Annotated in this window: 22 protein-coding genes; 1 reads left to right on the forward strand and 21 read right to left on the reverse strand. The window is 47.4% G+C overall.

Annotation, left to right across the window (positions count from 1 at the left end):
- Positions 1-16: 16 nt before the first annotated feature.
- The 4 genes from Enr17x_RS27725 to Enr17x_RS27740 form a co-directional block, all read right to left on the reverse strand.
- Positions 17-427, reverse strand: a complete 411-nt coding sequence (locus Enr17x_RS27725; RefSeq protein WP_145313415.1) for a hypothetical protein — start codon at positions 425-427, stop codon at positions 17-19.
- Between the two features lie 2 nt (positions 428-429).
- Positions 430-1,068, reverse strand: coding sequence for a hypothetical protein (locus Enr17x_RS27730; protein WP_145313417.1), 639 nt, complete (start codon positions 1,066-1,068; stop codon positions 430-432).
- Positions 1,069-1,176: 108 nt separating this feature from the next.
- Positions 1,177-1,764, reverse strand: a complete 588-nt coding sequence (locus Enr17x_RS27735; RefSeq protein ID WP_145313419.1) for a hypothetical protein — start codon at positions 1,762-1,764, stop codon at positions 1,177-1,179.
- The gene (locus Enr17x_RS27740; protein WP_145313421.1) at positions 1,761-2,033 is read right to left on the reverse strand and encodes a hypothetical protein; all 273 of its coding nucleotides are present in this window, start codon (positions 2,031-2,033) and stop codon (positions 1,761-1,763) included. The genes Enr17x_RS27735 and Enr17x_RS27740 overlap by 4 nt, the downstream gene beginning before the upstream one ends.
- 176 nt (positions 2,034-2,209) lie before the next feature.
- On the opposite strand from Enr17x_RS27740, the gene Enr17x_RS27745 reads away from it, so the two are divergent.
- Positions 2,210-3,127 (forward strand): TIR domain-containing protein, encoded by a 918-nt coding sequence (locus Enr17x_RS27745; protein ID WP_145313423.1) that lies wholly within the window; start codon positions 2,210-2,212, stop codon positions 3,125-3,127.
- A gap of 43 nt (positions 3,128-3,170) precedes the next feature.
- Here Enr17x_RS27745 and Enr17x_RS27750 read toward each other — a convergent pair whose 3' ends face one another.
- The 17 genes from Enr17x_RS27750 to Enr17x_RS27830 all read right to left on the reverse strand — a co-directional run bounded on the left by Enr17x_RS27750 (position 3,171) and on the right by Enr17x_RS27830 (position 13,426).
- A complete protein-coding gene (locus Enr17x_RS27750; RefSeq protein ID WP_145313425.1) occupies positions 3,171-3,962 on the reverse strand; it encodes an HNH endonuclease in 792 nt (263 codons plus the stop codon).
- Between the two features lie 18 nt (positions 3,963-3,980).
- Positions 3,981-4,319, reverse strand: a complete 339-nt coding sequence (locus tag Enr17x_RS27755) for a hypothetical protein (protein WP_145313427.1) — start codon at positions 4,317-4,319, stop codon at positions 3,981-3,983.
- A gap of 235 nt (positions 4,320-4,554) precedes the next feature.
- Positions 4,555-6,588, reverse strand: coding sequence for a bifunctional DNA primase/polymerase (locus Enr17x_RS27760; protein ID WP_145313428.1), 2,034 nt, complete (start codon positions 6,586-6,588; stop codon positions 4,555-4,557).
- The gene (locus tag Enr17x_RS27765) at positions 6,588-8,243 is read right to left on the reverse strand and encodes a DEAD/DEAH box helicase (protein WP_145313429.1); all 1,656 of its coding nucleotides are present in this window, start codon (positions 8,241-8,243) and stop codon (positions 6,588-6,590) included. Before Enr17x_RS27765 ends, Enr17x_RS27760 begins: the two co-directional genes overlap by 1 nt.
- Positions 8,243-8,716 (reverse strand): DUF669 domain-containing protein, encoded by a 474-nt coding sequence (locus Enr17x_RS27770; protein ID WP_145313431.1) that lies wholly within the window; start codon positions 8,714-8,716, stop codon positions 8,243-8,245. The genes Enr17x_RS27765 and Enr17x_RS27770 overlap by 1 nt, the downstream gene beginning before the upstream one ends.
- Positions 8,716-9,477 (reverse strand): ATP-binding protein, encoded by a 762-nt coding sequence (locus Enr17x_RS27775; protein WP_145313433.1) that lies wholly within the window; start codon positions 9,475-9,477, stop codon positions 8,716-8,718. The genes Enr17x_RS27770 and Enr17x_RS27775 overlap by 1 nt, the downstream gene beginning before the upstream one ends.
- A 12-nt stretch (positions 9,478-9,489) precedes the next feature.
- Positions 9,490-9,786, reverse strand: a complete 297-nt coding sequence (locus Enr17x_RS27780) for a hypothetical protein (RefSeq protein WP_145313435.1) — start codon at positions 9,784-9,786, stop codon at positions 9,490-9,492.
- Entirely contained in the window at positions 9,779-10,276 is a 498-nt protein-coding gene (locus Enr17x_RS27785; RefSeq protein WP_145313437.1) for a metal-dependent phosphohydrolase, read from the reverse strand. The genes Enr17x_RS27780 and Enr17x_RS27785 overlap by 8 nt, the downstream gene beginning before the upstream one ends.
- A 50-nt stretch (positions 10,277-10,326) precedes the next feature.
- Positions 10,327-10,512 (reverse strand): hypothetical protein, encoded by a 186-nt coding sequence (locus Enr17x_RS27790; protein WP_145313439.1) that lies wholly within the window; start codon positions 10,510-10,512, stop codon positions 10,327-10,329.
- Positions 10,513-10,530: 18 nt separating this feature from the next.
- Positions 10,531-11,010, reverse strand: a complete 480-nt coding sequence (locus Enr17x_RS27795; protein WP_145313440.1) for an HNH endonuclease signature motif containing protein — start codon at positions 11,008-11,010, stop codon at positions 10,531-10,533.
- A gap of 309 nt (positions 11,011-11,319) precedes the next feature.
- The gene (locus tag Enr17x_RS27800; RefSeq protein ID WP_145313442.1) at positions 11,320-11,565 is read right to left on the reverse strand and encodes a hypothetical protein; all 246 of its coding nucleotides are present in this window, start codon (positions 11,563-11,565) and stop codon (positions 11,320-11,322) included.
- 43 nt (positions 11,566-11,608) lie between these two features.
- Positions 11,609-11,842, reverse strand: a complete 234-nt coding sequence (locus Enr17x_RS27805; RefSeq protein WP_145313444.1) for a hypothetical protein — start codon at positions 11,840-11,842, stop codon at positions 11,609-11,611.
- Positions 11,843-11,858: 16 nt separating this feature from the next.
- Complete coding sequence (locus tag Enr17x_RS27810) at positions 11,859-12,137, reverse strand: hypothetical protein (RefSeq protein WP_145313446.1); 279 nt, start codon at positions 12,135-12,137, stop codon at positions 11,859-11,861.
- Entirely contained in the window at positions 12,134-12,343 is a 210-nt protein-coding gene (locus Enr17x_RS27815; protein WP_145313447.1) for a hypothetical protein, read from the reverse strand. The genes Enr17x_RS27810 and Enr17x_RS27815 overlap by 4 nt, the downstream gene beginning before the upstream one ends.
- Positions 12,340-12,642 carry a hypothetical protein gene (locus tag Enr17x_RS27820; RefSeq protein WP_145313449.1) on the reverse strand — a complete coding sequence of 101 codons (303 nt, stop codon included), beginning with the start codon at positions 12,640-12,642 and terminating at the stop codon, positions 12,340-12,342. The genes Enr17x_RS27815 and Enr17x_RS27820 overlap by 4 nt, the downstream gene beginning before the upstream one ends.
- 19 nt (positions 12,643-12,661) lie before the next feature.
- Positions 12,662-12,916 (reverse strand): MerR family transcriptional regulator, encoded by a 255-nt coding sequence (locus tag Enr17x_RS27825; protein WP_145313451.1) that lies wholly within the window; start codon positions 12,914-12,916, stop codon positions 12,662-12,664.
- Positions 12,917-13,168: 252 nt separating this feature from the next.
- Entirely contained in the window at positions 13,169-13,426 is a 258-nt protein-coding gene (locus Enr17x_RS27830) for a helix-turn-helix domain-containing protein (RefSeq protein WP_145313453.1), read from the reverse strand.
- Between the last annotated feature and the right edge of the window lie 133 nt (positions 13,427-13,559).

Consider the following 13,559-nt stretch of genomic DNA (forward strand, 5'->3'; position numbering starts at 1 on the left):
CAAGCTTCCCCTTCATTCAGACAGCAGGCTTTGCAGACTCCGCTGCTCTCAATCGTTCAATTCGGTCCAACAACAAACGCCGTTTATCCGGGTCCCTGAATTTTTCTTCCAGTAACTTCGTGAAGACTTCTTCAAGTTCTGCCTGCCGTTGCTCAGGGTTGTTAAACGCCATCATTAACTGCCTGATCAACTTATCCACATAGCCCCGGTCATTCTTCATCAACGCGTCTGGGAGTTGTGGCAGCAGCTTGAAACCTGCAGCAGTCATTGCACTCGAAAGCGAGGTGAGATTTTCCAGTGTCTCACCCAGAAACCCGCTATCAGTTCCACCGGTTTCAGATTTTTTTTTCTTCAAGAACTGTCCGGCAAAATACAGCCCCGCCAATATCAGCAATCCCATTAGCGGGTTCATATCCATCAGATCCATAATCAATCCTTTGCTTTGTAACCTAAAAAGAAGACAAACAGACCACCGATCACAACCAGGACTGTCAGCAGTGGTCCTTCAAAAAAACGCTTTGTAGCTACCGCCTTATTGCCCATATCAATCAGATCGGGAATTGGTCCCAGAGGGTCGAGAGGCAGCAGACGCCCCCTCTTTTCCCGCTCTTGATAAGGCTGAACTTCGTTGTCGGGTTCACACTGACCACGCCAGCATCGACGTCGTGAGGTTCGCTGAATCGAATCAGCGATAGCAGGTCCAGAACGTGGAATGTTACCCGCACTGGCCTTATACACGATGGTTCCATCGGGACGTTGCACGGTGATTGCCGGTAACTCTGGTATCGCTTCCGAAAATGTTTCCCGATAGTGCGGGTCTGATTCGGTATACGTGTTGAAAATGGTTTGATCTCTCAGGCTGATCAGTCGCCGATCCGTTTCAAACGCGTTCACAACCATCGATTCCTGGGGCTTACTTTGCCATGAATCGTGCAGAAACAGCGAGGTAAACCATTTATTACCGTCCTCGGGCAGATCAATCACGCGTTCCTGAATATCAGCATACGCCACCACTCCCAGCATCAACACAAACAGACCGAACAGAAGAATTTTAAGATTAGATTTCAACGTCATCACTCCAATGTAAAAGAAAGTCTTTGTTACTGATCCATAACAGCAACGCGATTACCACCGCCAATGGCAGCACAATCAGAAAGTTAAAAGCGAGTTCCAGCATCACAGCTTTGGTTTTCTGGGGGGAGGATCAAATACGGGAGTCACCGCCCATTGATGGCCGCTGTTGTGCCATTCGTTCAAAAATCCTTTACGCGTCCAACGGCTGATATTGTGCGGGTCATTGTTGTCCAGAATCCACGCGTATTGATCATCGAGTCCAACCAGGCACACCATATGAGCCCCGCCCATGATCGTCACACAGGCACCACGCCGCGTCCGTATCGCCCATTCCAGAAAATCAACGTCACCGTCTCGCGTTTCAGCAAAACTGATTCCCGCTTCATTCAGCTTTTGGTTCATCGTGTCGGGATACTCACCGCCGTTGAACGATTTCCGCCACCAGTCCGCCAACTCTGCGTGTCCTTGCCAGCGTAATATCATGACCATGCTGGCATGGACGCAAGAGCCCTCGCCGTAGGGAGCCCAGTTCTGTTGACGGTAACCATCGGGAATATCAACCACTGGCTGAAGATCCTTAAACGGTTTGGTAGGCACGAAACATAAATCAGCCTGGGTCACCTGTCCGCAAAACAGCAGCAGAAACGCTGCAACACAGGCTAAAAAGTAGTCGTAATCGTCCGTGATCATTCAGCCCCCACAAAGCTTTTGATGGCATTGGCAACCAAGCCGAGAATAGTAAGCCCGACAGCAGCAATTACCGCTTTTGCTCGGGCACTGAAGCCTTCAAGAAGGGCAACCCGAGTACCAATTCCAGGTGCCTCATGATCGCCAGATAACACTTTTTCGTGTCGATGCGTGATCTCAAACAGCGTTTTGTTTTGCTCTCTGATTTCAGCAGTTAAAGCAGCTAATTCAACCTTAACTGCGGTAATTTGGTCTGCTTCTTCCTTGGTCATTCTCTGCCAGCCCTGCTATCGATCCCTGAAACTGAATACCCGATTTCAAACCTACCACAGATTTGGAAAAATATAAGATCGGAAACGCGAACTTCGCGTTTCCTGTTTGCTAATAGGGTGCTGTTTTGTGAGAATGATCTCAGGCAGGCACAGCCTTTTTACTGAAAGAGAGATTAATGACAGAAAAAGAAAGTAATACTGAAATTATCAATACAAAGCCAAAACCTTTTTGTTTTGTTTTGATGCCGTTTAGCAAAGAGTTTGACGATGTTTATCAAATAGGAATTAAAGAATCATGTGATAATGGTGGCGCCTACTGCGAACGAGTGGACGAACAAATATTCCAAGAGGCTTTTATTGAAAGAATCTATAATCAAATTTCAAAAGCAGATTTCATTGTCGCAGATATGACAGGCCGAAACCCAAATGTTTTCTACGAAGTTGGTTACGCACATGCATTAGGAAAATCCACTGTGCTTCTCACAAGCAATGTTGAGGATATCCCCTCTGACTTGAGACATTTGCCGCATATTGTTTACAACGACAGCCTTATCGATTTACGAAATAAATTAACACGACAAGTTGAATGGTTTGTAGAAAATCCGCCTGATAAATACAAAGAATCTGAAATTGATATTGAGCTGTTCTGTGAAGGGGTAAACCTTTCTGAGAATAACTATATTATTGAAGATGGTATGTTTGCGACGCTCAGTTTTTCTAAAAATGTTACACTTCATAACTCCGGAACCAAGACCATTAAAGGTGACTCATATTCTTTCAGTGCCTTAACAAAACATCGGTGTAATGCATTAAAAAGAATTCTAAAGTTTGACTCAGATGGTCACGAATATTACCAAGATATGCTTTTATCAGAGGCGCAGTTGCCAGATGGCTCATATCAATATACAGAAAATGAGAATCCAACTCTTTTTGCAGGCGAATACAAATCCATTTTCCTTTTTATTTCGGAGAGCCCTTCTGTTCATGACTTTACGGAGAAAAAAATGACTTTCAAGATACTCACAGAATCAGGAAAGCGGGAATATCCGGTCACTTTCAAAGCTGTTGAAATGGATGATTTTTCACTCCAATAAAAGAAGGAAAGACACACACAAAACGCGATAGTTCCCTAGTTACTCAACATTTTGCCAGATCGAAAGTAGTACCTTGGCGACTAAGTGAATGATGTCCGTTGTTATTGCCAAGACTTCGTGACATCCATCCAACAACTCGTTCGCACATTTCGATAAACTCTATATTGGACATGGTCCCTTTGGCTGCATTTACTTTATGGTGCAAGATCTGAATATTATCGATCTCATTCGTCCCACCTTTTGCAACTGGTTCTATATGATCAGCTGATGCAGTGTCGGGTTCTAATTCAACCCCAGTCAATGCGCAACGATAGTCCTGTGCTTTTATCAAATCTCTCAGATCTTGAAGTTTTATTTTTTGTCCCATTTTTCTCAATCTCCGGTTTGTGTTCTTGGCGGTATTATTAGCCCATCTAGACCATTTACATTGTTCTAGTCTTCGTGTTAGCGACCAGAGCTGTTGTCTCATTGATTTATATGCAGTATGCCAATCAGGACGCGTTTTATTCGTGAAACGTTTTACATTACCAGTCGGGATCTGATGCCTTCTGCTCCGAATGGAAACCATTCGATTCACAGCCCACTTTTCCCATTCATCAAGAGAGGCGAACGATTCTCTGCTATCGATGGCACTCCGCATTTTTCGTAGTGAAACACTCCACCGGTCGCGTTTATCTCGCTTATCTAAGACTCTCACTACCGCATCGGCATCAGGAGATTCAACTCTCCCAAGCTTGAACTTAATTTTTCTGGTTGGATTGCTTAGAAAAATATGAAAGTCGTCACCGTCTCTGATACAGGGAAGCGTGACCGTTGTTATCTCTGGATTACTCACATTCAACTCCTTTCTTCGCTACGCTTCAGCTGCCAATTGCAGAAATAGCTTTGATACCAAGTCAGGCAGGTTATTGAGTGCGACAGTTGCCAGCCATTCCTCACCATTTTGTTTGTGACACACGATAGGCGTCTCACCCTCTGAGGCGTCCTCTGTGGCCTGCTGAAGGGCTTCTCTCAGTCTTAGCCTCTCAGTTCTCTTGCACTCGATATGAACGCCTTTAAGGCCCACTACATCGCGTCCTTCGATGCCTGAGTACTGCTGCCCTCGGCGGCAAAACACACCAAACAGGCGAGTCAAAATACCAGCCAGTTCACGCTCACCTCGTTTTCCCTTGTCTCTTGAAAATTTCCCCATAGTTCAGCTCCTTATTGGTCAGAAAGTTCAATTAGTTCAACGATAATTCATCTCAAATTTGAAAGATTCGAAGCCCCAGAAAACGCCTGAAACGTAGAGTATTAATAGAAAATAAGTAATAAAAAAAATAATAATTCATATAGTTCATGCCTGTCTTTTTTTTGTATATATAGGGCTCTTATATGCCCCCCAAAGGTGGGTTGAAAAATTGAATTATTTGAATTACTTGATTTTTTCAAATCGCAAAGTACTTGGTTGCTGTTTTGGTCACCGTGTCTTCTGACTCCTCCCGGATGTCGCCACCTTCCTTGAGGGTTATGACGATGTCATCGCGTTCTTTTCTTCGAATGCCCTGCGTTTTTCGCGTAAGCCCCGACTTGGTAATTCCTTTTTGACCAGCTGTCTTGATGATTCGTAAAATTTTCTTCGTGTTTGCGTCGTACGGATTTTCAGAAACCCAATCGGCGGCTATGTGAATCATTTTGCGTGTCAGGTATTCGCTGAGATCACAGGCCCACACTGAAGCCCCTTCGTTTACTCGCGGGGACTGTGTGTTTTCAGAGCAGGCATAGATTAAAGCCAACTTGCGTGCCTTCTCGACTGTTCGCGTCCACATCGAAGCCACCGTGTCGCATCCTTTTGCCCGCTCTTGGTAGGCTGTTTCTTCCAACTGCTGAAACACTTCTTCAGCTTCACGGTCGTAATCCACCACATAAGTCACCGGGTGCTGTTTATCCAGGTTCCCACCGGGCACAAACTCAAACCAGGTCTTCGCAATTGCAGTAATGCCTTTCGGCACATCGTAAATCGAAACCTCTTTGGGCCTCGGGTCATGGTTTGCCGATTCAAACACCATCATTCGCGATAGGAAGCCATCTGTTAAGTTTTCCGATGTTAAGCCCTCGTAGAGACTCTGGGGCACTGTGGTGCCATACAAGCACACGTGTGGCTGGTCTATCGTTTTGTTTTTGTCGGTGTCTGCATAGGCGTCACCAATGTAGAGCGAATTGGAACTCGTAAACATTTTCATGAGAATGGTTGCGATGTTATACAGATGCGGAGAACTGTTGGCATTGCCCATTGTTTTGATCATGCGTCCGATTTCGTCGAGTTGTAAAAGCAGGCAATTCTGTTTTTCGACAGCCGAAACAAGGCCTGCATGACTGGCTAAGCCTTCCGGCCCTATCAACTTAACTGCACACGCATCGTGCAGGATCATTTTATTGACCTGTCTTGCTCGCTCTTTACCGCCTCCCGACTTGCAGACACCTAAGCAATACACGTTCGTGCGTGTCCCGAATCGGTCTGATATCTTCCTTCCCGTCAAAGTGCCGACCAGCGTAATGGCAGCAGCCAAAGCGAGAACTGGTTGAGGCTTGAATGCTCCATCCAGATTGTATTTCATCACGTCGCCGATAAAACCGGGAACGTTTAATAACTCATCTGGGAAAGTTCCCGGATCTTCTGCTGTCTTTGGTTTTGGCTCAATGAATTCGTCACCCGCACCATTGATGTATCCCTCCCCTTTTTGATCAGGTTCATACTTCGCTGCAGACTCCGCGATTTTCTCGATTGCTTGTACCGTTCCCGGTTTCTCGCATCGTGTTGCATTCATTACCTGTAAGGCAGCGTTGATTTCATCGTATGAGGAACCGTAATTCCGCATTAAGCAGCCAAACCGAAACAGAGTATCGTGCTGTTTCCCATGCTTGATCGGCTCCCCGTCTCCTCCCAAATTAAGCCGCTCTGATGTCGCCTCTTGTAGCTTCGTGACGATCCACCTGGGGATGACAGGCAAACTCTCTTTTGGTTCATCCAGCTCGTAGGTTTCCAACCATTGATAGGCACCATCTTCGCGGATTGACGGAGGGGCAACGATATAACCGCCATCGGCCCGAGTATCGACTTTCGGGGCCAGCTTACTGGCTGTATTTCGAAATTCGCCTTCGGACGGTTGACGAAATATGAAATGCCGACCACCACGCGGAGTCTTTGAGGCTGCTGTGCCTGTCAGGCTTTCCATAATCTCAGAATTGTTTAACCACTCATTCGATTCTCCATCAATATCAACCACCACCAAGCCTTCGGTCGAAATGCCGATATTGGCAAAGGGGCGTTGAGTCCACCACTCAATGATTTGATCTTCGTCTGTTGTTGCATCAAGGCAGCCGTGTTTTGTTAAAGGCTTACTATCTCCCGGAACTAACGGGAAAACAGCATAGCCTAAACCAGCGTACTCCAACGCAGCTTGTAATAATCCATTATTCATCAAAACGGCACATCGTCCTCGTCAAAGTTCAATTGAACAGCCCAAGCCACGCCGGGGTCGGGTATTTCGCCAATGTCATAACTGATAATCCGGTCGTACTTCTCGCCAGCAGTGGACCTCACAACGATTTGTGTGGTCTCAGCCAGACAGCCCGCTTCAGCCAGGTCAACCGCCTGTTGCGCCGTATCAGGCACCGGGTCCAGGCAGCGTTGCTTCCACCAATATTCCGCTTTCTGCCGGGCGTATCCGTTATGCTCAAAACAGATCCATTCAGACTGCCAGTTCTGAAGCCCCGTCCGATAATCCACTCGCATTGATTTTGGCGAGCCCTTTTTTTCGTGAACGGAATACGTCATACCGATCACTTCGAATGTCTCGTCGCTGGTTTGCCCCGACAAAACACCCGCTTTACTGGCAATCGCCTCGTGTTTTTTGGTCATCGGGTCGGGGAACTCGAAGCCGCAATCAGGGCACCGCCTATAGCTGGTAGCTATCAATGACTGACATTCAGGACACTCTTTCGCCGGTGCTTCAGATTCACTCGTTCGCGGCTTCGAAGACCGTACTTCAATTTCGTCAATTGGACCATGAAGCATGACATTTCCGCCATAATCCAAAATCAAACAGTTTTTCTTTCCTGGGAATAACCGAAGGCCACGACCGACCATCTGGTAATAGAGACCTGGAGAGAGGGTAGGGCGAAGCAAAACAACGCAATCGATGTTCGGAGCATCGAAACCGGTTGTCAGGACGCCGATATTGCAAAGGTACTTCAGATCACCGTTTTTGAATTCCTCAATTAACCGGTCCCGCTCGCCGCTGGGCGTTTCCCCGGTGATGAATCCACATTCAATCCCATGCTCATCTCGAAACGTGTCAACAATGTGCTGACCATGATCAACACCAGCTGCAAAGATCAGAACTTTATTTCTGTCTTGTGTTTTCTCGATAATTTCGGCACAAGCTGATTGAACGAGTGCTTCAGTATCCATCAACTCTTCGGTTTCACTGGCGATGTACTCGCCTGCTCGAACGTGAAGCCCTGATGTATCGGGACTGTCTTTTCCAGGCTTGGAAACCAGCGGGCTAAGATATCCATTGTGAATCAGATTCTTAACGCCGACTTCGTAGCAGACCTCGTTCAGAATGTTTTCCGGTCCACAGATCTCCCCGCTTTTCATACGGTACGGGGTTGCCGTCAATCCGATCACTCGGACCAATGGGTTAACCACTTTGGCATCGGCTAAAAACTTCCGATACATGCCTTCACCGTCGGGCGGGATCAGATGGGCTTCATCGACCAGGATCAAATCGAACGCATCTAATTCACAGGCTCGTTTGTAGACCGATTGAATACCGGCAACGATGACTTCGCCGTTGATCTCCCGTCGTCGAAGTCCAGCAGAATAAACGCCGACGTCAAGTTCAGGGCAGATTTTATTCAGCTTGTCGGCTGCTTGTGCAAGCAGTTCCTTAACGTGTGCCAGGATCAGAACGCGTCCGTTCCAGCGTGTCACAGCATCCCGACAGACGGTAGCAATGACGGGCGTTTTACCCCCTCCCGTCGGGATGACAACACAAGGGTTGCCATCCCGATCACGAAGGTACGAGTAAACCGCCTCAACAGATTGTTGTTGATAAGGTCTTAAAATCATTATCTCGCCCAGGGAGGAGTTGCAAGGTTAGACTGACTGACAGGGGGAGCACTTTGAGCCGGGGGCTGTGTCTGTTGGTTTGCAGACTCATAGCCCTTGATCTCGTTTGCAACTTCACCGTTATCTTTTCTGGTGACACATTTCACATTGAGCACCAAGGGGATATTGTGAAGTTCAGCAGAGTCATTGGGAGACGGTACATCCACTGCCAGGCAAATTGCCGCTAATTCAGACCGTGCAATCCCTGTTGCAATATCGCTGGGATTGTCCAGATTCAAACGAGCAAAGAGCGTTCGGTTTTGATATTGCCCTTCAATAATTTGAAACTTGATTTGCAGGTAAGTGCCATTCTGCTTTTTGTTGGGTTTTATTTCTGACTCAACAATGACAGCCTTGTACTTATCCGCTGGCAACGGGTCGAACGACTCCATCGGCTTTTGGTCGTTTGCATTAAATCCTGATAAATTCGCCATTACTTAATGACTCCTTTTGTTTTGGGTTGTGGTAAAAATTGTGCGTACTCATTCCAGTTGAGTGGCATCTCGTCAGGTAGATTGAGCCGGTTCTTGGCAACGTGAGCAGGGCGTTCGACGGTGCGGATTGTGCGTTCTCCTGTCCCAATGCCCTGTGTTCGTTTCTGGTTAAAACCGGCGTCGGATTGCTTGGTGTGAACCTTGTACGACGCGAAGAGAATTTCATCGCACCATTCTTGGACCACAGCAGAAGCGTGTTTATGTAACCGGGGTGAATACCGGTCATAGGGTTCGGTTTCCGGGTTTTGAAATTTTTCAATCTGTGCATGAGCAATCAGAATGACATGCATACCCCGGTGCTTCCGCAGAACGTCGAGTCCTTCAAGAACCTGCCGCCAATAATCCAGAGCAAAGGCATACCCTTTGGCATAGCCGATGTCCTCGATTGAATTGACCTGTTTATCCTTGCAGACTTCCGCCCAGATCAGACGTTCCAGCCAATCAGCAGAGTCAAGCACAACCGATTGATAGCTGTGGTCTTCCATGCTCAATGCGCCGATGGCATTAGTTACCTGGGCGTATTCTTCGGCAAGCGGAAACTTGTGACAGTCAATGTCCCCTAGTCCCTCTTCGGTTTGAATGAAGATCGGATTTGGAGCCATTGCACCGAAGGTGCTTTTCCCCACTCCATGCGTTCCGTAGATCAGAATGCGTCGAGGGAGAATCTTTTTCTCGGTTTGGATTTCGTTTAATAAACTCAATTTACTTTCCTTTCAGATTGCAAAATGGACATTGGGGGGAATGAGTTCTGACAGTGGTTGTTCTGCAGACTCATCAAGCTGTTTTTGGATGTTCATCCCGGCTTCGCGAAACTTCCCCGCTAACTCGTAGCAGTAGTCGCGAATGATTTCAGCGATCTCTTCGTTTGCGATGTTGTGCAGATCGATTTGAAGAACGGGCTTAAGAAAATGGACGTCGAGAAAGACTGACTTGTTGCGGATTTCTGAACCGCAGTCTTGAAGCACTTTCTTCAAACACGGTCGAATTTCGTGAACTTTAAAACTACTCATAATTGAACCTTCCTTCTGTGAGTTCATGAAAACGGTTTAAAAACATTCTTTTGGCTTTCCAGTTGCCGACCGGCTCAATCTTGTAAGCAAGAGGTTCCGGCAGGTGTTCGTGTTGCTGTGGTGTTTTGAAGAGGTCCCGAAACTCAGTTGCCCGTGCTTGCATGTCTGCGGTTTCAACACACCACAGCCCCGCTGGGTTGTGCCCAACGCCGTACTTGTCAAATATCACACTTAGGCACGGGCGTTCGAATTCCCAGAAGAAATCGCGAATGCCTTCTTTTACCGGGTGAACGATATCCCCCACATAGGCTTCCGCAGCATCATGCAACAAACCAAGCAGGGCAAATTCAGGATTGACGATGTTGCTGACAATCACGCTGTGTTGAGCAACGCTGTAAGGCTCAACCGTTGCACCGTTGAACCGGTTGATCAAACTCAGCTGGTGGGCAATATCGTTGATGTCGATCAGGTCCGGGTCGGGGCTGCTCAACTCAATCGATTTGCCTGAGTAGGTCGTTACACAAGGCACGGTTTCTCTCCTTAATGCTGCGCTAAATAGAGCAGGTGTTTTTTGATGCGGGTTAAGTTTCGGATTGCCTGACAAATCGTCTCGATTCGATCCTGCATGCCGAAAGACATATCAGTCCCCAGGCTGGCGACCTCTTCACCGATCACTTCAAGCTGGTCTAAATCGGTCTGGATAATCTGTTCTTCTGCTTGCGACATTTCATTGCGTCCCTTCTGTTAATAAGCTTGGGCGATACTACCCAGCCCTTTTTCAGTGATTGTTTGTGCCCAGGTCAGTCCGTTTCTGATCCGGTATATGGTTGTGCTATGCACTTCAAAGAGGTTTGCGAAAAACGAAGCAGGTGTATCGCGTCCGCGAAGAATGATTTCAACCTGCTCATCAGTAAGTTTGCTTGTGTTTATTCCTTGCCCGTGCGCACTTCGACTTCGGTCAACACGGTCTTGGACGTTCTCCGCATTCGTGCCGAGAATCAAATGAGACGGATTGACGCAAAGCCTGACGTCACAGGTGTGGCGAACGACTTGTCCCTTTGCGATTTCTCCGTTATGAATTCTGAATGAGTGACGATGAGCACCATCGCGTTGCCCATTAATAGTGATGTATGCGTAGCCTTTTTTATTTGGCAAATGGCTCGTGCAAACCCAGCACCCGTTTTCGTCAATTTCGTAGTCGAGATAATCTGATATTGAATCCATTTCTTGTTTCCTATGTACGTACCGCGATCCCAGTTGAAAACGTGGTTGTTAAAAAAGAGTCCCTCAAATACCCCCGGTGGGATTCGAACCCACTTCAACGCCGACTCGTACGAGGGTTACCTCTCTACGTTTTGATTAATTTCCCATCGTTCCACCCTTTATGCTCGATTCGTGAGGCTCGAATCATCTTGTTCATACTTGAAGACTTACTCCCGGCAGTGACCCTTTAAATCACTCTTTTCGATTTGCCTCTGTGGTTCTTCCGGTTTCACATCTTCGCTTACCATCACACATCAAACAGGGTAGAAGCTATTGCGAAGCCATCTTGACCTTGCGACCGGCCAGTTCCCCGCAAGGTCTCGCCTCACTGGGTCGCCTGTCCGCTTTGGTAGTCGGTCGCGTTGGATCATCGAACAGATAAAACTGTCGTTTCCCGTCTCGCTCCATGTACCCGCCGTAACCGAGTGAGGCACAATCGGCTTCAAGTTGCTTCAACTCGATAAAAAAACCGATACAGCCCAAAGTGACCAGCAATACCGTTAAGGTCACTGCCACAAATCCCAATCCCTTGAAAAGATCTCCCAAAACAAAACTCCCTTCATCTAGTGGTAACGAGGTAAAAAGTAATTGCAGCCAGCCAAGTGGCAGCGAACGCGAACGTTACTGCCCAGCGTGCTTGACAATGCCGGTTGATGGCCGTTGTGATGCCATACCAGGGATCGCGGACCATTCGCTCGCTCATCAGTTCTTCGTAAGTGAGCCAGTAATCCAGCCGGGCATCCTTGCGGCCCAGTTCTTCGATCCATTCGATAAAACGTTCAATGTGGTTCATGGTTTTTGTGAGCCTTTCAACTTGCGGCAAGTAACCGATCTTCGGTCACTTTCTTAGCCAATTGGGCGAATCCCGAAAGGGTGCCATTTCTCAAGTAAGACCTCGTGGCCTTGATGAACTGCTGTTGCTCTTCATGAGTAAGCGGGCTTTCGGGGATGTCTTCAAATTCGAGGGTCAAATCAAACTGAGAAGGATAGCGGTACTGCTTTTTTCTGGCCTTCACCAGTCGTTTGCCAACGCTCCCAATAATGGCGTTTGCCTTTCCAGTGGTGGTTCTTGTTTTGATACTTTTCATCGTTCTTGCTCCTGTAAAAACTCAACCATGTCACCGGGATTCAGATCCAACCAGATGGAACCGGTCCCGATATCAATACTAATTGTCTCCGCGTCTGGATATTCAGCAGCCTTACTTGGTTCCATCACGGCCACGCTATCCAGGCAGAGAACGTTTTCCGTTTTGAATCCGAATAGCCAGTTCCACAGCGTTTTTAAAATGCTCATTGCCACCCCGCCTTTTTCATCGCACCATCAACCATTCTCAAAAACACATCTCCCGACGGCTCTACAAATGATCTCAGGTCACCGCCTGAACCAATGAAGTTAAAAAGGGCATCCAAAAGCATTCTCTGTTGCTCAGGCGTGAAAATGTTCTCGTCTTTCTTTGGCTCAAATCGGAACATCGCAGATGGCGATTCTTGCCCCTCAATACCTGCGTCGTACAAAACATCCCGCAGTGTGCAGCCGTTGAACTCTTCAAGTTCCTGGCATTGTCGAAGGCTGAATATTTTTAACTGGCTCATTGGTTCTAGTCCTGTGCTCTCACTGCTGGATTGACTTGATATAGTTGGCGAGTGATCGACGACAAATCACAAGCTTCCCAGACGCTCCTGGGTGCTTTCCGTAGCGAAAGCGATCCTGCTTGGCATATCGTCTTGCAGTCTCAACAGACACTCCCAGAATCCCAGCTGTTTCTTTCAGGTCGGCCAGGCCATCGCAACCGAAAATGAATCCGTGTTGCTTGTCCGCTCCTGTGAGTTTTGTTTTCGCCGTTGCCATCTTTTTATTTGATTTCATTTCGCTTTCTTTCTTGCTTATCGTGCTGTCTGTCGTCCTTTTCGCAGTCGCAGGGTAGTGGCTCAAAGTGAATCGGCCCTCGTCCCAGGTCAATACTCACAATCGGATGCGGCCCGATAAAGTTCTCGTAATACTCCCGCCGACATTTGCAAAGTGGGTACACCTTGGAAAATGAGCCATCGCCGCTGTATGTCCAACTGCTGTCGAGACCGTGAAGCCAATTCCAAAGCGTGCTCATGATGCCCATTGGTTCTAGTCCTGTGCTCGTTCGATTAAGTTGCGGACAGATCGAGTACAGACAACACGCTTGCCCTTACTGTTGTCCTCTCCTTCAGCAACCGGAAGCTTGCCGCCTCTCAACCGTCCGTCTTCACAAAAACGACGAATACTGTTGACATGAACTCCCAGTTTTTTTGCTGCTTGCTTCAGACTCAGCAGGCCATCACACCCAAACAGATAACCGTAGTCTTCATCAGCACCGGTCAATTGCTCTGTTGTGTTTGTTGCCATCACTTCACTTTCAAAAACTCATTTTTGTGTCTCAGATGAAAGGCAGTTTAAAGCGTTTCTGAGAATCGTCAACGAGCGTTTGAAGCCTGAAAACAAGGCAAATGCGGGCACGTCGTTATATGGCGTCATATGA

Source organism: Gimesia fumaroli, from assembly GCF_007754425.1.
GTDB classification, from domain to species: Bacteria; Planctomycetota; Planctomycetia; order Planctomycetales; family Planctomycetaceae; genus Gimesia; species Gimesia fumaroli.